The sequence below is a fragment of the Massilia pinisoli genome, assembly GCF_024753285.1.
Taxonomy (GTDB): domain Bacteria; phylum Pseudomonadota; class Gammaproteobacteria; order Burkholderiales; family Burkholderiaceae_D; genus Telluria; species Telluria pinisoli.
Map to the genome: position 1 here is coordinate 1 of NZ_JANUGW010000027.1, position 20712 is coordinate 20712.

A 20712-nucleotide genomic window follows, 5' to 3' on the forward strand; every position below is an offset into this window, starting at 1 on the left:
AAAAAAATTGCAGTATGGAAGCTGGGTATGCGCCGGACAGGGCGCAGGAGACGCGGCCGCCAAGGCGGCAGCCGGTACGGGACGCAGAAAAAACGCTTATTTCTGCTGCTGGTGATTCATGCGCACGAGCATGCGGATGAATTCGCGGGCCAGCTGCTTGTGGTGCTCGTCCAGGCGCTGCAGGTCGGCGATCAGCTTGACGTCGGCCGATTCGAAGCGGGTGCTGCCATCGACGCTGTCGCCGTTGCCGGCGGCATTTTCCGAACCGCCGAAGCGCAGCCAGTCGGCCGGCACGCCCAGCCATTGCGCGATCATGCGCAGTTTTTCCTGCGTCGGAATCGCTTCTCCGACCAGCCATTTACGCGCCGCGTGGACGGTGATGGGACGGCCTTCGAAGCGAATGTTAAATTCGCGCGCGAGACGGGTCGGGCTGTCCGGGGAATAATGGGCGTTCTTCAGGGCTTGCTGCAGGCGCTCGCTGAAGCTCTCCCGTTCGTTTGTCGAATTCATGGGTGGCACTAAGGGTTCATGCAAAGCCGTCATTAGGTCGCTCCGTTGACCAGACCGTCTGTGACGGCAGGAGAGGCTGTTAGTAACAAATAAGTGAGTATTGACCAATTCTCACAGTGCTGTCCAGCAATTCCCAATGATTTCCGCGCACCATGAGCGATGTGTGAAAAATATCCTACAGGAAAAAGAAAACGTTTGCCCACACAATTCCCGTGAAGAAAGGTAACAAACATTCCTCCAGGCATCGAAAATGATGCCAACAGTCAACAAAATTACGGGAACAGTCACTAGTATGTCGCGATTTCTGCGACATGCAGGACGCGTAAATATGTTGTTTTACGTCAACTTAAACCGCACGATACCGTCGCCGCCGGTTACACGCACGAGACTACCGTCGTACCAAAGATAATGGAGGTGGGCGAGGGCCTCGCCGATCGCGAAACTGAGCTGGTGCGCGTCGAGTTGTCGCTTGAACATCAACGGAACGATATCCACGGCCGACTTCGGTTCGACACAAACGGCGCGCACCTCGTCCAGCCGCGCCGCGTGATGGCCACGCAATTGGGCGATCCGCGTGTGCAGGCCGCGGAACGGTTTGCCGTGTGCGGGCAGGACGAGCGTGTCGTCGGGCAGACCGGCGAATTTGGCGAGCGAATCCAGATACAACTGCAGCGGATTGCCGTCCGGTTCGACGGCGAACACGGACACATTGGTCGAAATGCGCGGCAACACCATGTCGCCGGAGATCAGGATCCGGTGCTGCTCGTCATACAGCGACACGTGTTCCGGCGAATGGCCGAACCCCGTGATCACGCGCCAGGTGCGCGCACCGACGGCGACGCGCTGGCCGTCCTGCAACCGGGTGTACGCGGGCGACACGGCCGGCACGAGCGACGGGTAGTAATTCTTGCGGCTTCGCATCTGCTCGAGCATGCCCGCATCGACGAGGCCGTGGCGCTGGAAATGGGGGATCGCCGACGGGCCGTCGACGCCGGGCAGCGCGGCGGCCATCATGCGCGCGAAGCCGAACTCGCCCGTGCTCGTCCAGAACGGCGCGCCGAACCGGTCGCACAGCCAGCCGGACAAACCCACGTGATCCGGATGGCAATGGGTCGCGAACACGCGCAACAGCGGCTTGCCCTCCATCGCGCCCACGAACAATTGCTCCCAGGCGGCGCGCGTCGGGTCCGTCCCGGCGCCACAGTCGACGAGGGACCAGCCGCGCCGCGCGCCGTCGACATCGTCCAGCAGCCACAGGTTGATGTGGTCGAGCGCGAACGGCAGCGGCATGCGCAGCCAGTGCAGACCGGGGGCCACCTCCGTCACGGTGCCCGGCGGCGGGATGAGGTCGCCGAACGGATAGCCGAGCTGGGATTCGAGAGGGTTCATGCGGGTCAACTTTCGTGTCGATACGGGGCGTAGCGCGTTACAATGCCGCAAACGCTTTGACGTAAACGTAAACGGAAGGCGCAGGCTGTGATTCTAAGCGATTCCAGACTTCGCCACTTCAGGACACCATGGCCACGACCTACACCATCGCCGAACTGGCACGCGAATTCGACATCACCGCCCGCGCCATCCGCTTCTACGAAGACCAGGGGCTGCTCAGCCCGAAACGCGAGGGCCAGGGCGGCCGCAATCGCGTCTACACGCCGCGCGACCGCACCCGCCTGAAACTGACCTTGCGCGGCAAGCGCCTGGGTCTCACCTTGTCGGAAATCAAAAGCATCATCGACATGTACGAGACCCCGAAGGACACGGTCGCCCAGATCAACCGCTTCCTGGGCGTGCTGGCGCACCAGCGCGAGACGCTGGAACAGCAGCGGGCCGATATCGAGATGTCGCTGGCAGAAATTTCCGTGCATGAAGAAGAGTGCCGGCGCCTGCTGGGCGAGGCGGGCGTCGCCGACGAGCAACTGGCCGGCGAAAAGGACGCCGCCTGACGGCATCGTCCCCGCTTACTTGACGTTTACGTTAACGTCACTCCGCGCTATCATGCAGGCTGGCCTACCCGCCATCACCTAGACGAGAACGAGGACGACATGCTGCATCTCCCTGGCTTGACCTTTGACCACGGCGAAGACATCGCCGCGCTGCGCGAAGCTGTACAACAGTTCGCCGCCAGCGAAATCGCCCCCCGTGCTGCCGAGATCGACCGCACCGACCAGTTTCCGATGGACCTGTGGAAAAAGATGGGCGAACTGGGCCTGCTGGGCATCACGGTCGGCGAGGAATACGGCGGCGCCAACATGGGGTATCTGGCGCACATCGTCGCCATGGAAGAGATTTCGCGCGCGTCGGCGTCCGTCGGCCTGTCGTACGGCGCCCACTCGAACCTGTGCGTCAACCAGATCAAGCGCAACGGCACCGAAGAACAGAAACGCAAATACCTGCCGAAGCTGATCTCGGGCGAGCACGTCGGCGCCCTGGCCATGTCGGAGCCGAACGCGGGTTCCGACGTCGTCAGCATGAAGCTGCGCGCCGACCTGAAGGGCGACCGCTACGTGCTGAACGGCACCAAGATGTGGATCACGAACGGCCCGGATGCCGACACGCTCGTCGTCTACGCCAAGACCGACATCGAGGCCGGCCCACGCGGCATGACCGCGTTCCTCATCGAAAAAGGCTTTAAAGGATTCTCGATCGCACAGAAGCTCGATAAGCTCGGCATGCGAGGTTCACATACAGGCGAGCTCGTGTTCCAGGATTGCGAAGTCCCGGTGGAAAACGTGCTGGGCGGCGTGGGCAAGGGTGTCAACGTGCTGATGTCGGGCCTGGATTTCGAGCGCACCGTGCTGTCCGGAGGCCCGCTGGGCATCATGTCGGCCTGCATGGATGCCGTCGTGCCGTATATCCACGAGCGCAAGCAATTTGGCCAGGCAATTGGTGAGTTCCAACTGATGCAGGGCAAGATCGCCGACATGTATTCGACGATGATGGCATGCCGCGCGTATGTGTACGCTGTCGGCCAGGCCTGCGACCGCGCATTGAACCCCGAGCAGGTGCGCGCCCTGCGCAAGGACGCGGCCGGTGCCATCCTGTACAGCGCGGAAAAGGCGACGTGGATGGCCGGCGAGGCGATCCAGACGCTGGGCGGCAACGGCTATATCAACGAATACCCGGTGGGCCGCCTGTGGCGCGACGCCAAGCTGTACGAGATCGGCGCGGGCACGAGCGAGATCCGCCGCATGCTGATCGGGCGCGAGCTGTTCGGCGAGACGATGTAGGTTTGTGGAGAGAGGGGAGACGCGGGCGAACAAGAAGATCGGTTGTAAAACCGGCACAGACAACACTCCACGCCGCCCGCTTTAAGAACGTCATTCCCGCAACGGCGGGGCTTCATGCCAGGTCTTCGGCCACGCAACTGCCGCGTTGCCGCGAGCCGCATGAAGCATAACGTGCCGGGGGGCTCGCCTCCCGCTCGCGCGGGGATGACGTTTCTTACGCCGTGTTGCATATCGTTCCCCGCTACAATGACCGCTGCCCCGTCCACCGCGCGAGACGCCCGATGACCCAGGCCACCTTTCCCAAGCTGCTGTCGTCGCAAATCGCCTTCGACATCGCCCGCACCATCCTGGACGGCTTCGACCGCCACTACACGCTGTTCCGCCAGGCCAGCAAGACGGCCAAGACCTATTTCGAGCGCGCCGACTGGATGACGGCCCAGCAGGCCGCACGCAAGCGCATCGACTTCTACGACAAGCGCGTGCAGGAATGCGTGCGCGCGCTGGAAGACGAGTACGCCCCCGAAGACCTCGACGACGACACGTGGCGCGAAACGAAGCTCCATTACATCGGCTTGCTGACGGACCACAAGCGCCCGGAACTGGCGGAAAGCTTCTTCAATTCCGTCTGCTGCCACATCCTGCACCGCAGTTACTACCGCAACGATTTCATCTTCGTGCGCCCGGCCGTGTCGACGGAATACATCGAGACGGACGAGCCGGCGCCCACGTACCGCGTCTACTACCCGGCGGCGGACGGCCTGCGCTTCGCGCTGCGGCGCATGGTCACGAACTTCCAGCTCGACTGCCCGTTCGCCAACCTCGACCGCGACATCGCGCTCGTCGAAGCGCGCATGGCCGAGCACTTCGGCCTGCACGAACGCGAGCCGAACCAACAGTTGCACGTGCTGTCGAGCCTGTTCTTCCGGAACAAGGCCGCGTACATCGTCGGCCGCGCCATCAACGGCGCGCGCGAGCATCCGTTCGTCGTGCCGATCCTGCACGACCGCGCCGGCCGGCTCGTGCTGGACGCCGTGCTCACCGATCCGGAGCAGGTGGTGCTGCTGTTCTCGTTCACGCGCGCCTACTTCATGGTCGACATGGAAGTGCCGTCGGCCTTCGTGCAATTCCTGCGCAGCCTGATGCCGAAGAAGCCGCGCAGCGAGATCTACACGGTGCTCGGCCTGCAAAAACAGGGCAAGACGCTGTTCTACCGCGACTTCCTGCAGCACCTGCAGCACAGCTCCGATTCTTTCCGCAGCGCGCCCGGCATCCGCGGTCTCGTGATGCTCGTGTTCGAACTGCCCTCCTTTCCATACGTGTTCAAGGTGATCAAGGATTTCTATCCGGCGCCGAAAGAAACGACGCGTGCGCGCATCAAGGAAAAATACCTGCTCGTGAAACACCACGACCGCGTGGGCCGCATGGCGGACACGCTCGAATACTCGGACGTGGCGTTCCCGCTGTCCCGCTTCGACGAGGAACTGCTGGCCGAACTGCGCCGGTTCGCGCCTTCGCTCGTCGAGATCGAAGGCGACCGCATCATCATCAAGCACCTGTACATCGAGCGCCGCATGGTGCCGCTGAATATCTTCCTGGACGATGCGCAGCGCAGCGGCAACGACGACCGCATCGAGCACGCGGTCTTCGAATACGGCAACGCGATCCGCGACCTCGTCGCCGCGAATATTTTTCCAGGCGATATGCTGTACAAAAATTTCGGCGTGACCCGACATGGCCGCGTCGTGTTCTACGACTACGACGAGATCGAGTACCTCACCGACTGCAACTTCCGCGACATCCCGCAGCCCCGCAATGAGGAAGACGAGATGGCCGCCGAGCCGTGGTACCCCATCGGCAGGCACGACGTCTTTCCGGAACAGTTCGCGCGCTTCCTGCTCGGCCATCCAAAGATACGCGCGGCGTTCATGAAACACCATGCCGCACTATTGACGCGCGTCTGGTGGCAATCGCACAAAGACCGCATCCTGGCGGGCGAAGTCGAGGACATTTTTCCGTATCCGCAGCACATCCGGTTCCATCACACGGACCCATCGAGCCCGGCGTTACCCACGCCGCAATCCCATTACTTGGAGACCTTACACAATGAATGATCCTATCGTTATCGTCGGCGCCGCACGCACCCCGATGGGCGCCTTCCAGGGCGACTTTTCCTCGAAGTCCGCGAGCGACCTGGGCGCCGTGGCGATCAAGGCGGCCGTCGAGCGCGCCGGCGTCGACGCGAGCCTCGTCGAGCACGTCTACTTCGGCAACTGCCTGATGGCGGGCCAGGGCCAGGCCCCGGCGCGCCAGGCGCTGATCAAGGCGGGCCTGCCGATGTCGACGGGTGCCGTCACCCTGTCGAAAATGTGCGGCTCCGCGATGCAGGCCGCGATCTTCGCGCACGACGTGCTCAAGGCCGGCAGCGCCGACGTCGTCGTCGCGGGCGGCATGGAATCGATGACCAACGCGCCGTACCTGATCCCGAAGGCGCGCGGCGGCTACCGCATCGGCCACGCGCCGATGTTCGACCACATGATGCTGGACGGCCTGGAAGACGCGTACTCGCGCAACGAGAAGACGGGCGAAGGCCGCTCGATGGGCACGTTCGCCGAGGAGTGCGTGGCCAAGTACGGCTTCTCGCGCGAGCAGCTGGACGCGTTCGCGATCGAATCCGTCAAGCGCGCGCAGCAGGCCACGGAATCCGGCGACTTCCAGTGGGAGATCGCACCGGTGACCGTCGCGAACCGCCTGGGCGAGACCGTCATCGAGAAGGACGAAGGCCCCGTCAAGGCCAAGGTCGACAAGATCCCCACGCTGCGCCCCGCGTTCAAGAAGGACGGCACCATCACGGCCGCCTCGTCGTCGTCGATCAACGACGGCGCCGCCGCGCTCGTCATGATGCGCGAATCGACGGCGAAGGAACTGGGCGTCACGCCGCTCGCGCGCATCGTTGCGCACACGACGCACGCGCAGGAGCCGGACCAGTTCTCGACCGCGCCCATCGGTTCGCTGCAAAAACTGTTCAAGAAGACCGGCTGGTCGCCGAAGGACGTCGACCTCTTCGAGATCAACGAAGCCTTCGCCGCCGTGCCGATGGCCGCGATGCACGAGCTGGACATCCCGCATTCGAAGGTCAACGTCCACGGCGGCGCGTGCGCGCTGGGCCACCCGATCGGCGCATCGGGGGCGCGCATCATCGTCACCTTGCTGGGCGCACTGAAGAAGACGGGCGGCAAGCGCGGCGTGGCGTCGCTGTGCATCGGTGGTGGCGAAGCGACCGCGATGGCGATCGAGATGGTGTGATGGTAGGGTGGACGGCTTGGCCGTCCACGCGTTCGACACACGCATGCATGGATGCGACAACGTTTATCCCGCGCTGGTTGAACGCGTGGACGTATGTAATCCAGGCCCCCGGCCTGGATTACCCCGTCCACCCTACCGGTCACGCGCCCCTCTTCAAAACACGGTAAGGTGACCACCTGTCATCGCTACTGAAGGAGAACCCCATGCCCACAGCCCTCATCATCGGCGCCTCGCGCGGCATCGGCCACGAACTGGCCCGGCAATACCGCGCCGACGGCTGGCGCGTCATCGCCACCGCGCGCAAGGCGGCGGACTGCGACGCGCTGCGCCGGCTGGGTGCGGAAGCGCACCAGGTCGACGTCACCAACGCGGAATCGATCGGCGGCCTGGGCTGGAAACTGGACGACGAGAAGATCGACGCTGCGTGGCTCGTCGCGGGCGTGTACGGCCCCGACCACGCGGGCTTCCCGACCGAAAAGGAGTTCGACGACGTGATGCACACGAACGTGCTGGCCGCGATGCGTTTATTACCCATCGTCGCCCCGCTCGTCGCCGCCACGCGCGGCAAGGTCGCGGTGATCTCGTCGCGCATGGGTTCCATCGGCGCGCGCACGAGCAATCAGGGCTCGCTGTACCGCGCCAGCAAGGCCGCGCTGAATTCCGTGCTGGCCGACGCCGCGCTGACCTACGGCCCGCAAGGCGCGACATGCCTCACGTTCCATCCGGGCTGGGTGCAGACCGATATGGGCGGCGCCGGCGCCACGCTCACGGTCGAGCAAAGCGCGGCCGGGCTGCGCGCCACGCTGGCGCAAGCGGCACCCGCGCAGAACGGCGCCTTCCTCAATTACGACGGCACGACCATCCCGTGGTGAAGCCGTCCACGATAACAGACAACGAGACACGATGATTCTGAACGAAGAACACCAGATGATCCGCGACGCCCTGCGCACCTTTGCGCAGGAGCGCCTCGCGCCGAACGCCGCGCGCTGGGACCGCGAGCACCATTTTCCGAAAGACGAGCTGAAGGAACTGGCCCAGTTGGGTGCGTTCGGCGTGGCCGTGCCCGAGCAGTACGGCGGCGCGGGCCTCGACTACGTGGCGCTGGCCCTCGTGCTGGAAGAAATCGCCGCGGGCGATGGCGGCACGTCGACCATCATCTCGGTCAACAACTGCCCCGTGTGCTCGATCGCGATGACGTACGCGAGCCCCGCGCAGAAAGAGCGCTGGCTGCGCCCGCTGGCGCAGGGCGAGCTGCTGGGCGCGTTCGCGCTGACGGAGCCGCACACGGGCAGCGACGCCGCCGCCCTGCGCACGACGGCCGTGCGCGACGGCGACCACTACGTCCTGAACGGCACCAAGCAATTCATCACGAGCGGCAAGAACGGCGACGTCGCCATCGTCATGGCCGTAACAAGCAAGGCGGCCGGCAAGAAGGGCATCAGCGCGTTCTGGGTGCCGACCGACACGCCCGGCTACATCGTCGCCGGCATCGAGCACAAGATGGGACAGCATTCGTCGGACACGGCGCAGATCGTGTTCGATCAGTGCCGGGTGCCTGCGGAAAACCTGATCGGCGAAGAGGGGCAAGGCTACAAGATCGCGCTGTCCGGGCTGGAGGGCGGCCGCATCGGCATCGCGTCGCAATCGGTGGGCATGGCGCGCGCCGCGTTCGAGGCCGCGCTGGCGTATGCGAAGGAACGTGAAAGTTTCGGCACGCCGATCTTCGACCACCAGGCCGTGCAATTCCGCCTGGCCGAGATGGCGATGCAGATCGAGGCTGCGCGCCAGTTGATCCTGCACGCGGCGTCGATGAAGGACGCGGGCCTGCCCTGCCTGAAGGAAGCGGCGATGGCCAAGCTGTTCGCGTCCGAGATGGCGGAGCGCGTCGTGTCGGCCGCGATGCAGGTGTTCGGCGGCTACGGCTACGTGGCCGACTTCCCCATCGAGCGCATCTACCGCGACGTGCGCGTGTGCCAGATCTACGAAGGCACGAGCGACATCCAGAAGATCCTGATCGCCCGGGCATTGTGACGACGGCGCTGAACAACGCGCGGGCGTTGACGATCCGCGCGGCCGGTGAAGCCGACCTCGCGCCGTTCTTCGCCTACCTGGACGACCATCTGCGCGACAACGGCGCGGAAGGTACGCCGCTGTTCCAGCCGATGGCGCCGGGCCAGCCACGCTTGCCGGCCGGGCTGCGCATCGCGTTCATCAAGGGCCTCGACATCCCGATCGGGCTGCCGGGCTGGCGCCGGCTGTGGCTCGCGATCGACGCGGGTGGCGAGATCGCCGGCCACATCGACCTGCGCGCGCGTCCCGAGCCGGCCGCCACGCACCGCGCCATGCTGGGCATGGGCGTGCACCGCGTGTGGCGGCGGCGCGGACTCGGGCGGCGCCTTCTCGAGACGGCCGCCGGCTGGGCGCGCGCCGACACGGATATCGCCTGGATCGACCTCGAAGTCCTGTCCGCCAACCTGCCGGCCGTCGACCTGTATGCGCACGCCGGCTTCACGACGGTGGCGCGCGTGGCGGACATGCTCAGGATCGAAGGCGTCAGCCATGACCTGAGCTATATGACCATCCACTTGCGCGAACGGTAATGTCGGGCGTGACAATTGGTGAAAAAATCGGACGGGTCGAACTGCTAGAGTTGGCGGACTATCTTTACCGGACCGTCCCACGATGAAAACCACCCTGACCCTGTTGCTCGCCTGCTGCCTGGCCCCGCTGGCCCATGCGGAGGGCGCCCCCGACTGCCAGGTCGGCAAGCTGTCGCCGGCACCCGTCGACCAGTCCGTGCACTGGAACGGCCCATGCAAGGACGGGTATGCAGACGGCACCGGCGTGCTCGAATGGACGACGAAGGACGGCACCGTCCGGCGCATCGAAGGCAAGTTCACGCATGGCGCCGTCAGCGGCGAAGCCAAGCTGAAGGCGGGCGACAAGTTCACCTACGTCGGCTCGCTCACGGACGGCGTGCCGGACGGCGAAGGCTATCTCCACTTCGCGAGCGACCTGCGCTATGAAGGCGGCCTCAAGATGATGCGGCGCGAAGGCAAGGGCGTGCAGATCTACCCGAACGGCGACACCTACCAGGGCGAATTCCACGCCGACCGCCCGAACGGCAAAGGCGTCCTCACGTTCGCCCTCGGCGGCACGATCGAGGGCGAGTTCCGCGATGGCCGTGCGGTCGACGGCGCCAAGATCACGTACGCGGGCAGCGGCCGCACGGGCACGTTCGACGCCGCCGCACGCGATGCCGGGCGCACCGGTCCCAAGCCGGACAACACGTTCAAGCAGCACCAGGACGAGGCTGACGTCGGCACCTTGCTGAAGAAGACCGTCGTGAAGTCCTCGCTGCCGACCAACGTCGGCTGGGACGGACTCACACCCGAGCAGAAGGACCAGTTCCGCAACGACTACCCCGCGCTGGAGCCGGGCGACGAGCCGCCGTATCCCGTGCACGGCCTGGCCGAATTCAACAAGGTCATCCTGGCCGCCGCGGGCAAGTTCAACGCGCAAGGCATGCTGCGCATGAACGTGCTGGTCGGCGCCGACGGCCGCGCGAAGGAAGTGCGCCGGATCGGCAATTTCGACGACGAGGTGGTGCGTTACGTCGCCGCCGCCGCCATTGCCCTGCGCTACAAGCCGGCCGTCTGCCACGGCCAGCCGTGCGAGATGCTGTATCCGATCGCGATGAACATCACGCACACCCTGCAGTAAGCCGACCGGTCAGAACCCGGCCAGCACGATCTTGCCCTGCGCGCGGTTCGACTCGATCAGCGCGTGCGCCCGCTTCAGGTTCGCGGCATCGATGCGGCCGAAGTTCTCGTTGGCCGTCGAGCGGATCGTGCCCGCGTCGATCAGGTCCGCCACGCGGTTCAGGATCTCGTGCTGGCGGATCATGTCGGCCGTGCCGAACAGCGACCGCGTGAACATCAATTCCCAATGCAGCGACACGGACTTGCGCTTTAATTTGCGCACATCGATGGGCGCAGGGTCGTCGATCAGGCCGAACTTGCCTTGCGGCGCGATGACCTCGGCGATCTGGTCGAAGTGCTCGTCCGTGTGCGTGAGGCTGATAACGTAGTCGGGTGCGGCGAGGCCCGCGCGTTTGATCTCGTCCGCGAGCGGCTTGCCGTGGTCGATCACGTGATGAGCGCCGTTGGACAGCACCCAGTCGCGCGTGGCGGCCCGCGACGCCGTACCGACGACCGTCAGCCGCGTGAGCTTGCGCGCCAGCTGCACGAGGATCGAGCCGACGCCGCCAGCCGCGCCGATCACGAGCAACGTCTTGCCCGCGCCCCGTTCATCGGTCGGCACGTCCAGGCGGTCGAACAGCATTTCCCATGCCGTGAGGCTCGTCAGCGGCAGCGCGGCGGCAGCGGCGAAGTCCAGCGATTGCGGCATGGTGCCCACGATGCGCTCGTCGACCAGTTGCAGTTCGCTATTGCTGCCGGCGCGGGCAATCGAGCCGGCGTACCACACGCGGTCGCCCGGCCGGAACAGGGTGACGTCCGGCCCGACGGCCTTGACGACACCGGCCGCATCCCAGCCCAGCACTTTCCGCTCGCCGTCGGGCGGCTTTACGCCGGCGCGGATCTTCACGTCGACGGGGTTCACGGACACTGCCCTCACTTCCACGAGCAGGTCGTGTCCCGTCGCGACGGGGTCCGGCAGGGTGACGTCGACGAGGGCGTCGGCATGGTCGATGGGCAGGTTGTTCTGGTAGGCGATGGCTTTCATGGATGGCTCCTTGGTGATCGATGACGTCATTCTGAGCGCGCCGATCTTTTTGATAAACTGGGCCATTACGAAATCAATTTCAATTTTTGTTTGAAAATGAACCTGCGCGACCTCGACCTTTTCGTGGCCACGGCCGAGCAAGGCGGCCTGTCGGCGGCCGCACGCCTGCTGGAGATCTCGCCCGCCGTCGCCAGCGCGAGCCTGAAACGGCTGGAGGCGGACCTCGGCGCGGCGCTGTTCGTGCGCACGACGCGCAGCATGCGCCTGACGGTGGCCGGCGAACGGCTGCTGGCACGCTGCCGCCCGCTGCTGGACGGCCTGCGTGCGGCGGAGGACGAGGTGCGCGCGGGCGGCGATGCGATCGACGGCCAGTTGCAGATCTCGATGCCGTCCGACCTCGGCCGCCACGTCGTGCTGCCATGGCTGAACGCGTTCCAGGCGCGCCACCCGGGCGTCACGTTACGCCTGCAGCTGACGGACCGCGTGGCCGACATCTACCGGGAGCCCGTCGACATCGCGCTCCGCTTCGGCAAGCCGCGCACGTCCGGCATGGTGGCGTTGCCGCTGCTGGAACACAATCACCGCGTGCTGTGCGCGGCGCCCGCGTATCTCGCGCGCCACGGCGTGCCCGCGTCGCCGCATGAACTCGCGGCGCACAACTGCCTGTGCTTCATGGTCGACGAGACGGTCAACAACCGCTGGCGCTTCAGGAAGGGCGACGAAGCCATCGAGGTCACCGTGCGCGGCGACCGCGTGGCCGACGATTCCGAGATCGTGCGGCGCTGGGCGCTGGACGGCCTGGGCGTGTGCTACCGCTCGCGCATCGACGTGCAGGCCGACCTCGCGCGCGGCGCGCTGCGCACCGTGTGCGCGGACTGGGAAGGCAACAACCAGCCGTTGTACATGGTGCTGGCGAACCGGCGCCAGGTGTCGCCGGCCGTCCGCACGCTCCGCGAATTCCTCGTCGAGAAAATGAAGGCGATGATGGCCTGATTCACACCTCGGGCTTACACCTGCTCGAGCGCCAGCGCGATGCCCTGCCCGCCGCCGATACACAAGGTGACGACGCCGCGCCGCGCGAGCCCGCGCCGCATCGCGTGCAGCAGGCGCACCGTCAGCACGGCGCCCGACGCGCCGATCGGGTGGCCGTGCGCGACGGCGCCGCCTTCGACGTTGACCACGTCTTCCGCCAGCGACAGCTTGCGCGCCACGGCGAGCGGCACGGCGGCGAATGCCTCATTGATCTCGTAGCGGTCGACGTCGCCGATGGTCCACCCCGCGCGCGCGAGGGCCTTCTTCACGGCCGGTACTGGACCGAGGCCGAACATGCCCGGCTCCACGCCAGCCACGCTTGACGCGACGAGGCGCGCGAACGGCTGCAGGCCCAGGCGCTCGGCCGTCGTACGGTCGGCGACGATGACGGCCGCCGCGCCGCTGTTCAGGCCCGGCGCGTTACCGGCCGTGATCGTGCCGTCCGGACGGAATGCAGGCTTCAGTTTCGCCAGCGTCTCCAGGGTGGTGTCGGGGCGATTCGCCTCGTCCGTGTCGAACACCTGCACGCCGCGCTTGCCCGCGATCTCGACCGCGACGATTTCATCCTTGAACGCACCGGCCGCCTGCGCGTCGGAAAAACGACGCTGCGAGCGCTCGGCCCAGCGGTCCTGCGCGGCGCGGGTGATGTCCACGTCCTTCACGAGATCTTCCGTGTGCCAGCCCGAGTGCTGCGCGGAGAACGCGTCGTTCAAGCCGTCGTGCAGCAGGCTGTCGTAGATCTGCGCGTGGCCCATGCGCGCGCCCCACCGGGCCTGCGGCATCAGGTACGGCGCCTGGTCCATGTTCTCCATGCCGCCGGCCAGCACGATATGGGACTCTCCCGCGAGGATCTCGTGCGCGGCCGACGCGATGGCTTGCGCGCCGGAGCCGCACACGCGGTTCAACGTCATCGCGGGCACCGTGACGGGGATGCCGCCGTGGACCGCGGCCTGCCGCGCCGGGTTCATGCGGTTGCCCGCCTGGACCACGTTGCCCATCAGGACGGCATCGATGGCGTCAAGCGGCAGGCCCGCGCGCGCGACCGCGGCGCGCACGGCCGCCGCGCCCAGCTCCACGGCGGGGATAGATTTCAGGGAACCGTTGAACGCACCGATGGCGGTACGCACGGGGGCACACAGGACGATGTCGCGGGCAGTCATGATGATTCCTTTCGGGTTGGATGGCGGGACGACGCAAATAGGAGTATATACACATATTTCGCGGACTGCTTGGCGCGCATGCGCGCGATCGGCGTGACATCAGGAGGGTTCGTGCTCGACGTCGTGGATGCCCGTCTCGACGACGGCGCGCAGCAGCATGCGCAATTCGAGCGCGCGCTCGCTGCCGAAGTTGTCCTCGAACGCCTGCTGGGCGCGGCGCCACAGCGGAAGCACGGCCTTGACCTTCGCGCGGCCGGCGGGCGTGAGGCCGATCACCCTTTCGCGCTTGTCATGCTCGCTGGGGCCCGTCGTGACGAGGGCGTCGCGCTCGAGCGGCTTGAGGTTGCGGGTGAGCGTCGTGCGGTCCATCACGAGTTCCGCGGACATCTGGTTGACCGTCATCGGCCCGAGCCCCAGCAGCTTGTACAGGATCGAGAACTGCGTGACGCGCAGGCCCGCCTCGCTCAGCACCTGGTCGTACATGCCGGTGACGTAGCGCGACGCCTGGCGCAGGGCGAGGCAATTGCAGAGAGGGTCGTTCGATGGCGGGCGCGATGTCATGGTACGGTGGTCGAGTGCGGAGGCGGCGTTAGTACCGTCCCTCTAGCGAGTATAACCCCCGGTAGGCCGCAACCCGGGCATAATCTCGCAGAATAGTTGCATATACACCCAATTACGGACAAACGAGGGAGGCACGCATGACGGCAGCACAGACGGTGGCGGAACAATGGGAAGAACAGCTGCGCATCGTGCGTGCGCGGGTGTTGGAGGGCGGCGGGCGACCCGGCGTCGTGCCGGCGCAGGAGGCGCGCGGGATGACGGGGCTGGCGATCATGCAGGCCCTGCTGGAAGGCCGCTTCCCGTACGCGCCCATCGCCGAGACGCTCGACTTCTTCCTCGTCGAGGTCGACAAGGGCATGGCCACGTTCCAGGGCACACCGCTGCCCACGCACCTGAATCCGATGGGCACCGTGCACGGCGGCTGGTATGCCACCCTGCTCGACTCGGCCGTGGGCTGCGCCGTGCAGACGATGCTGGAACCGGGCTTCGGCTACACGACGGCGGAGCTGAGCGTGAACCTCGTGCGCGGCGCGCGGCTCGATGGCGGGCCGCTGCGCGCGATCGGGACGGTGCTCCATTGCGGGCGGCAGCTGGCGACGGCGGAAGGGAAGATCGTCGATGCGCAGGGGCGCTTGTATGCGCATGCGACGACCACGTGCCTCGTGTTCGAGGCGCGCTGACTCACGCTGCGACGGTCGCGGCGCCGTACCGGCTCGCCGGCTTCGCGCGCGACAATTCGGGCTGCATCGCCTGGCGTGCGGCCTCGTACGTGTCCCACTTCGCGCCATCCTCCAGCGCGGGGATCGTCGCGAACTCACCCTGGTCGAACCCGGCCAGCGCCGCGTCGACGAGGTCGTCCGCGCGCATCACGATCTCGCTGGGCAGGTTTTCGACGGGCATGCCCGCGATCTGCCAGAAGTCCGTCGCCGTCGCACCCGGCAGCACCACCTGCACGCGCACGCCCTTGCCCGCCAATTCATGCTGCAACGACTGGCTGAACGCCAGCACGTAGGCCTTGCTGCTGCCGTACACGCCGTTCAGCTGTTCCGGTGCGATGGCGACGACCGACGCGATGTTGATGAAGGCGCCCTGCCCGCGCGCGACGAAGCCGGGCGCGGCGGCATAGGTCAGGCGCGTCAGCGCGGTCACGTTCAGCGCGATCATGTCCTGCATCTTGTCGACGTCGGAGTCGAGCAACGGCCCCGTGGCGCCCATGCCTGCGTTGTTGACGAGCAGCGTGATGCCGTCGTCCGTGCGCAGCAGGTCTTCCACGCGGCGCACGTCGGCGTCGACGGTGAGGTCGGCCGCGATCGTGCGCACGACGCGGCCATGCGCGGCCTGCAGGCGATCGGCCTGCGCGCGCAGGCGCTCGCCGTTGCGGGCGACGAGGACGAGGTCGTAGCCGCGGCGCGCGAGGCGGTCCGCGTACAGTGCACCGATGCCGGTGGATGCGCCAGTGACGACTGCGGTGCCGAGGGTTGCGTTGCTCATGTGATTCTCCTTGGTGGATTAACTGTGTGTACGCACATATCTGTGCAAAAAATTTTGCTACGGTGCCAGCGCGAGAAGCGACTGACGCAACTCTTCGGCCAGCCCGGCGCCGAACCTGCTTTCGAATTCCGCCTGCGCGTCGCGCCACACAGGCATGGCCTGCGCCAGCTTCGCGCGGCCCGCGTCCGTCAGGCGCACGACGTTGCGGCGCGCATCCTCCTCGTCCGGGCCGATGGCCACGAGGCCATCGCGCTCCAGCGGCTGCAGCGCGCGGATCACGCTCGTGCGCTCCATCACCAGCGCCTCGACCAGGTCCTTCATCGAGGCCGCCTCCACTTCATCGACGTAGACGAGGATCGAGAACTGCGTGCTCGTCAGGTCCACGCGCGACAAATGGTCTTCGTACATCTTCGTGATCAGCCGCGCCGCCTTGCGGGAAGCGAAGCAGTTGCAGGCAATGAGGCGTTCGGAAGCAGTCATGGGCACAGTATTATGTGTGTACGCACACAAGTCAAGCGCTTTTTGAGAATGTCCCGTAAGTGGAACAATGAAATCCGATAAACCGGCTTAATCCCATCTCGAGCAACGAATACAATGTTTTCCATCGACCCCAAACTTGTGGAGAACAACGATGAACATCCTGCAGATCAACGGTAGCGCCCGTGCCAACGGCTCCAACTCGACCCGCGTCGCCGACGCCATCACGGCGCGCCTGACGGCGCGTCATCCGGAAGCGACCGTCGAGCTGCGCGACCTGGCGCGCGACCCGCATCCCGTGCTGGACGAAGCGGCGCTGAACGCGATCTTCACGCCGGCCGACCAGCGCACGCCGGAGCAAAGCGCACGCGCCGCGCTGGACGACGCCCTGATCGCGCAACTGAAACGCGCCGACGTGATCGTGCTGGGCGTGCCGATGTATAACTTCAGCGTCTCCGTGCAGATCAAGTCGTGGATCGACGCCGTCGCCCGCGCCGGCCAGACGTTCCGCTACACGGCGAACGGCCCGGAAGGCCTCGTCACCGGCAAGAAGGTCTATGTGGGACTCGCCCGCGGCGGCATCTTCCGCGACACGCCCAACGATTCGCAAGTGCCTTACCTGAAGGGCGTGCTGGGCCTGATGGGCATGACGGACGTGGAGTTCATCTACGCCGAGGGCGTCAACATGGGCGCCGAGCGCGCCAGCGCCGCGTTCGACGAGGTGGCCACGCAGATCGACGAGATCGTCGCCTGATCCCGGGCGCCTACGCGATGGTGTCCACGACGCCGCCATCCACCCGCAGCGCGGCGCCCGTCGTGGCCGACGCCTGCGGCGAGCACACGTAGACGATCATGTTCGCCACTTCGTCCACGCTCGCCGCGCGGCGCAGGATGGAGCCGGGCCGCTGCGTGCGCACGAACTCGGTCGCGGCCTGCTCGACCGACGTCCCCGCCTCCCGGGCCGAATCTTCCAGCATGGCGCGTACGCCTTCCGACAGGGTCGGCCCCGGCAGCACCGCATTGACGGTGACGCCGCTGCCGGCCGCCAGTTTCGCCAGTCCACGCGACACCGCCAGCTGCGCCGTCTTCGTCATGCCGTAGTGGATCATGTCGGCCGGGATGTTCAGTCCCGATTCCGACGAGATGAACACGACGCGTCCCCAGTCCCGTTCCAGCATCCCTTTCAGGTAGTGCCGCGCCAGGCGCACACCGGACATCACGTTCAGCTGGAAGAAGTGTTCCCACGTCGCGTCGTCGACGTCGAAAAAGTCCTGCGGGCCGTACGTGCCCGCGTTGTTGACGAGGATGTCGACGGATGGCTCGGCGTTGACGAGTGCCGCCGCACCCTCGGCCGTCGACAGGTCGGCGGCGACGCCGCGGAGTATCGCGTGCGGCACGCGCGCCAGCACGGCCTCGCGCGCCCGCGCGATGGCGTCGTTCGTGCGCCCGTTGAGGATCACGGTGGCGCCTGCGTCGGCGAGCCCGATGGCAGTCGCCAGGCCGATGCCTGCGGTGGAGGCGGAAACGAGGGCGGTCTTGCCGGTCAAATCGATGTGCATGACGATTCCTTTCAGCGGGCGACGAGGCCCAGTTGCTGCATCAGTGCGAGGTTGTCTTCGATGTGCCAGTTGTCGGCGATCTTCCCGTCCGCGATGCGGTAGATGTCGGTGGCGATGAAGTCGATCGCCTGCCCTTGTCCCTGCTTGTCCGCCCACCGTCCCGTGAAATGGCCGTGGAAGCGATAGTGCACGGTGACGCGGTCGCCCGCAACGATCAGTTGTAGCAGGTCGGCCTGCAGGTCCGGAATCGCCGCGCGCACGAAGCTGGACGCCGCGATCGGCCCCGGCACGCCCTGCACACGGCCCGGTGGCAACGTGCGGTCCGTGAAATCGGCGGCGAGCGCTGCGCGGGCGTAGCGTGCGTCGCCCGTGTGCCAGAACGTGGCGTAGCGGCGCGCGGCGAGGATCTCGGCATCGCGCTGCGCCGGCGCCAGCGACGCGTCGGCGATGACTTGTTGTACGCTGACGAGTCGTTCGTCCGCGAGGGCCGGCAGCGTCACCAGCATGGCGGCGAGGATGGGGATGGTTTTCATGATCGTGCTCCTTGTTTCGACGCGTCCATCATAGATTTCACACTGCACGAAAAATAGCGGCAAAATACGAAATCATTGTTTCCGAAAAGCGCAAGATGGATACGCTCACCCACCACTTCCCTGCCCTCGTGGCGTTCGCCCGGATCGTTGCCGCCGGCAGCCTGTCCGCCGCGGCGCGGGAGCTCGACGTGCCCGTGTCCGTCGTCAGCAAGCGTCTATCGCTGCTGGAAGCGCACCTCGGCACGCGCCTGCTGCAGCGGACGACGCGGCGCCAGACGTTGACGGAAGAAGGCCACCTGTTCCACGCGCGCGTGCTGCGCATCCTGGACGAAGTCGAACAGGCCGAGGCCCTGCTCGCGCAACGTCGCGACGGTGTGCACGGGCTGCTGCGCATCACGGCGCCGGGGGAGCTGGGGCGGCGCTGGCTCGCGCCCATCGCGGCCGCGTTCCAGGAACTGCACCCGCAGGTGACGATCCAGCTGGCGCTGACGGACACTGTCGTCGACCTGCTGGACGGCGGCCACGACCTCGGCGTGCGCTACGGCGCGCTGGCCGATTCCTCGCTCGTCGCGCGCGCACTCGCGCCGAACTACCGCGTGCTGTGCGCGTCTCCGGCCTACCTGCAGCGCCACGGTGAACCGCGCACGCCGGCCGAACTGGCGGGCCACCGCTGCATCGTGATCGGCGACCAGCGCCGCTCGGACTGGGTATTCGATGGCGCCGAGACCGCGCCCGTGCGCGTGGACGCCGCCTTCGTCACGAACGACGGCGGCGCCGCGCAGCAGCTGGCGCTGGCCGGCAGCGGCATCGCGCTGAAATCGATCTGGGACGTGGGTGACGACCTCGACGCGGGCCGCCTCGTGCGCGTGCTGCCGCACCACGCGATGGCGGCCGCGCCGCTGCATGCCGTGTATCCGCACCAGAAGAACCTGGCGCCGCGCGTGCGCTTGTTCGTGGGCTATGTGAAGGAGCGGCTGCAGGCCGCGTGGCGCTGGTAGGCGTCAGCTCACGCCCGGCTCCAGCAAGGTCACCGTACGCGCTTCCGTGTCCAGGCGCGCACGCACGCCGACGGGCAGCGTGAACTGGTTGCGGATATGCCCGAACGAATAGCCCGTCACGGCGGGCACGCGCAGCGGCTGCAAATGCACGTCCAAGGTCTCGTCCAAGGTCAGCGACGGGCCGTCGCCCTGCGGTCCGCAGTTCTCGCAGATGCCCACCATGACCCCGGCCGCCTTGTCCAAGCCGACGGCCAGGTCGAGCTGCGTCATCCAGCGGTCGATGCGGTACGGCTCCTCGTTCACTTCCTCGATGAACAGGATACCGCCCGTGAAATCGGCCGCGTACGGCGTGCCCGCCAGCGCGCTCACGAGCGACAGGTTCCCGCCGATGAGCGGGCCCTCGGCCACGCCGTCGTGCACGGTGCGCGTGGCGTACCAGGGTTCGTCCAGCGCGCGCCGGTCGTTCTCGATCGACATCGGGATCGTGTACGCATCCCTCGGCTCCATCAGCACCGCGAGCAGGTGTTCCGTCGAATAGTCCGACGGCGTGCTCGATGCGACGGGACCGTGGAACGTCACGAGCCCCGCGTGGCGGTGGATGGCGAGGTGCAGCGCCGTGATGTCGGAATAACCGAGCAGGATCTTGGGGTGCGTGCGGATCAGACGATAGTCCAGGTGCCGCAGCAGCGAGATGCAGCCGGAGCCGCCGCGGATCGCCCAGATGGCGTTGACGTCGGGGTCGCGGAACATCGCATGCAGGTCGGCGATGCGCGCGGCGACGGTGCCGCCGTAGTTGCCCCACACGTCGCGCAGATAGGTGCCGAGCTTGACGCGGAAACCCAGCGCCTCGATGTGCTGCACGGCCTTCTCGATGGAGGCGTCGCTCGTGTAGCCGCCCGGCGCGACGAGGCCGACGACGTCGCCGCGGCGCAGGCGCGGAGGTTTGATCAATGGTGTCATGGTGGATGCGTGACGCGCACGCGCAGGCGCGAGCGGCAGCAGCAGCGCCGCCGCCATCGTCGCATTGAACCTGCGTCTGCTGCCGTTCATGGAGAGGTCGTCAAGTAAAACGGCCCGCGCCGCGGAAGCTTGTGGCTTCCAGGGTCGCGGGCCGC

The 20712-nt window shown here is 66.4% G+C and carries 22 protein-coding genes; 12 read left to right on the top strand and 10 right to left on the bottom strand.

The window, feature by feature from the left end:
- Positions 1 to 96: 96 nt before the first annotated feature.
- A complete protein-coding gene (locus tag NX784_RS25425; RefSeq protein WP_166861914.1) occupies positions 97 to 510 on the bottom strand; it encodes a hypothetical protein in 414 nt (137 codons plus the stop codon).
- A 336-nt stretch (positions 511 to 846) separates the two neighbouring features.
- Positions 847 to 1899 (bottom strand): MBL fold metallo-hydrolase, encoded by a 1053-nt coding sequence (locus NX784_RS25430; protein ID WP_258819475.1) that lies wholly within the window; start codon positions 1897 to 1899, stop codon positions 847 to 849.
- Positions 1900 to 2027: 128 nt separating this feature from the next.
- Here NX784_RS25430 and NX784_RS25435 point away from each other — a divergent pair, with 128 nt between their 5' ends.
- The 8 genes from NX784_RS25435 to NX784_RS25470 all read left to right on the top strand — a co-directional run bounded on the left by NX784_RS25435 (position 2028) and on the right by NX784_RS25470 (position 10763).
- Positions 2028 to 2453 carry a MerR family transcriptional regulator gene (locus NX784_RS25435; RefSeq protein ID WP_258819476.1) on the top strand — a complete coding sequence of 142 codons (426 nt, stop codon included), beginning with the start codon at positions 2028 to 2030 and terminating at the stop codon, positions 2451 to 2453.
- A 99-nt stretch (positions 2454 to 2552) separates the two neighbouring features.
- The gene (locus tag NX784_RS25440; protein WP_258819477.1) at positions 2553 to 3737 is read left to right on the top strand and encodes an isovaleryl-CoA dehydrogenase; all 1185 of its coding nucleotides are present in this window, start codon (positions 2553 to 2555) and stop codon (positions 3735 to 3737) included.
- A 281-nt stretch (positions 3738 to 4018) separates the two neighbouring features.
- On the top strand, positions 4019 to 5848 hold the full coding sequence (gene aceK, locus NX784_RS25445; RefSeq protein ID WP_258819478.1) for a bifunctional isocitrate dehydrogenase kinase/phosphatase: 1830 nt from the start codon (positions 4019 to 4021) through the stop codon (positions 5846 to 5848).
- A complete protein-coding gene (locus NX784_RS25450) occupies positions 5841 to 7040 on the top strand; it encodes an acetyl-CoA C-acyltransferase (protein ID WP_258819479.1) in 1200 nt (399 codons plus the stop codon). The genes aceK and NX784_RS25450 overlap by 8 nt, the downstream gene beginning before the upstream one ends.
- Before the next feature lie 203 nt (positions 7041 to 7243).
- The gene (locus tag NX784_RS25455) at positions 7244 to 7912 is read left to right on the top strand and encodes an SDR family oxidoreductase (RefSeq protein WP_258819480.1); all 669 of its coding nucleotides are present in this window, start codon (positions 7244 to 7246) and stop codon (positions 7910 to 7912) included.
- Between the two features lie 31 nt (positions 7913 to 7943).
- The gene (locus NX784_RS25460; RefSeq protein ID WP_258819481.1) at positions 7944 to 9071 is read left to right on the top strand and encodes an acyl-CoA dehydrogenase family protein; all 1128 of its coding nucleotides are present in this window, start codon (positions 7944 to 7946) and stop codon (positions 9069 to 9071) included.
- Positions 9068 to 9640: a GNAT family N-acetyltransferase gene (locus NX784_RS25465; protein WP_258819482.1), complete on the top strand. Its 573-nt coding sequence runs from the start codon at positions 9068 to 9070 to the stop codon at positions 9638 to 9640. Before NX784_RS25460 ends, NX784_RS25465 begins: the two co-directional genes overlap by 4 nt.
- 82 nt (positions 9641 to 9722) lie before the next feature.
- A complete protein-coding gene (locus NX784_RS25470) occupies positions 9723 to 10763 on the top strand; it encodes an MORN repeat-containing protein (protein WP_258819483.1) in 1041 nt (346 codons plus the stop codon).
- Between the two features lie 9 nt (positions 10764 to 10772).
- Here NX784_RS25470 and NX784_RS25475 read toward each other — a convergent pair whose 3' ends face one another.
- A complete protein-coding gene (locus tag NX784_RS25475) occupies positions 10773 to 11786 on the bottom strand; it encodes a zinc-binding alcohol dehydrogenase family protein (RefSeq protein WP_258819484.1) in 1014 nt (337 codons plus the stop codon).
- A 96-nt stretch (positions 11787 to 11882) separates the two neighbouring features.
- Here NX784_RS25475 and NX784_RS25480 point away from each other — a divergent pair, with 96 nt between their 5' ends.
- Positions 11883 to 12779 carry a LysR family transcriptional regulator gene (locus NX784_RS25480; RefSeq protein ID WP_258819485.1) on the top strand — a complete coding sequence of 299 codons (897 nt, stop codon included), beginning with the start codon at positions 11883 to 11885 and terminating at the stop codon, positions 12777 to 12779.
- Positions 12780 to 12793: 14 nt separating this feature from the next.
- Here NX784_RS25480 and NX784_RS25485 read toward each other — a convergent pair whose 3' ends face one another.
- Together NX784_RS25485 and NX784_RS25490 are read right to left on the bottom strand one after the other, a co-directional pair.
- Positions 12794 to 13978, bottom strand: a complete 1185-nt coding sequence (locus NX784_RS25485) for a thiolase family protein (protein WP_258819486.1) — start codon at positions 13976 to 13978, stop codon at positions 12794 to 12796.
- Positions 13979 to 14077: 99 nt separating this feature from the next.
- Positions 14078 to 14539, bottom strand: a complete 462-nt coding sequence (locus NX784_RS25490; RefSeq protein WP_258819487.1) for a MarR family winged helix-turn-helix transcriptional regulator — start codon at positions 14537 to 14539, stop codon at positions 14078 to 14080.
- 137 nt (positions 14540 to 14676) lie between these two features.
- On the opposite strand from NX784_RS25490, the gene NX784_RS25495 reads away from it, so the two are divergent.
- Positions 14677 to 15219, top strand: a complete 543-nt coding sequence (locus NX784_RS25495) for a PaaI family thioesterase (protein ID WP_258819488.1) — start codon at positions 14677 to 14679, stop codon at positions 15217 to 15219.
- 1 nt (position 15220) lies between these two features.
- Here NX784_RS25495 and NX784_RS25500 read toward each other — a convergent pair whose 3' ends face one another.
- Both NX784_RS25500 and NX784_RS25505 read right to left on the bottom strand, forming a co-directional pair.
- A complete protein-coding gene (locus NX784_RS25500) occupies positions 15221 to 16030 on the bottom strand; it encodes an SDR family NAD(P)-dependent oxidoreductase (RefSeq protein ID WP_258819489.1) in 810 nt (269 codons plus the stop codon).
- Positions 16031 to 16087: 57 nt separating this feature from the next.
- Positions 16088 to 16510 (bottom strand): MarR family winged helix-turn-helix transcriptional regulator, encoded by a 423-nt coding sequence (locus NX784_RS25505; protein ID WP_258819490.1) that lies wholly within the window; start codon positions 16508 to 16510, stop codon positions 16088 to 16090.
- A 151-nt stretch (positions 16511 to 16661) separates the two neighbouring features.
- On the opposite strand from NX784_RS25505, the gene NX784_RS25510 reads away from it, so the two are divergent.
- Positions 16662 to 17261, top strand: coding sequence for an FMN-dependent NADH-azoreductase (locus tag NX784_RS25510; RefSeq protein ID WP_258819491.1), 600 nt, complete (start codon positions 16662 to 16664; stop codon positions 17259 to 17261).
- Positions 17262 to 17271: 10 nt separating this feature from the next.
- On the opposite strand, the gene NX784_RS25515 is transcribed toward NX784_RS25510, so the two are convergent.
- Together NX784_RS25515 and NX784_RS25520 are read right to left on the bottom strand one after the other, a co-directional pair.
- On the bottom strand, positions 17272 to 18066 hold the full coding sequence (locus tag NX784_RS25515; protein WP_258819492.1) for an SDR family NAD(P)-dependent oxidoreductase: 795 nt from the start codon (positions 18064 to 18066) through the stop codon (positions 17272 to 17274).
- Positions 18067 to 18077: 11 nt separating this feature from the next.
- A complete protein-coding gene (locus NX784_RS25520; protein WP_258819493.1) occupies positions 18078 to 18599 on the bottom strand; it encodes an ester cyclase in 522 nt (173 codons plus the stop codon).
- A 95-nt stretch (positions 18600 to 18694) separates the two neighbouring features.
- Between NX784_RS25520 and NX784_RS25525 the strand changes: the two genes are divergently transcribed.
- Positions 18695 to 19597, top strand: coding sequence for a LysR family transcriptional regulator (locus tag NX784_RS25525; protein WP_258819494.1), 903 nt, complete (start codon positions 18695 to 18697; stop codon positions 19595 to 19597).
- A 3-nt stretch (positions 19598 to 19600) separates the two neighbouring features.
- On the opposite strand, the gene NX784_RS25530 is transcribed toward NX784_RS25525, so the two are convergent.
- Positions 19601 to 20647 carry a S66 peptidase family protein gene (locus NX784_RS25530; protein ID WP_258819495.1) on the bottom strand — a complete coding sequence of 349 codons (1047 nt, stop codon included), beginning with the start codon at positions 20645 to 20647 and terminating at the stop codon, positions 19601 to 19603.
- Positions 20648 to 20712 lie beyond the last annotated feature (65 nt).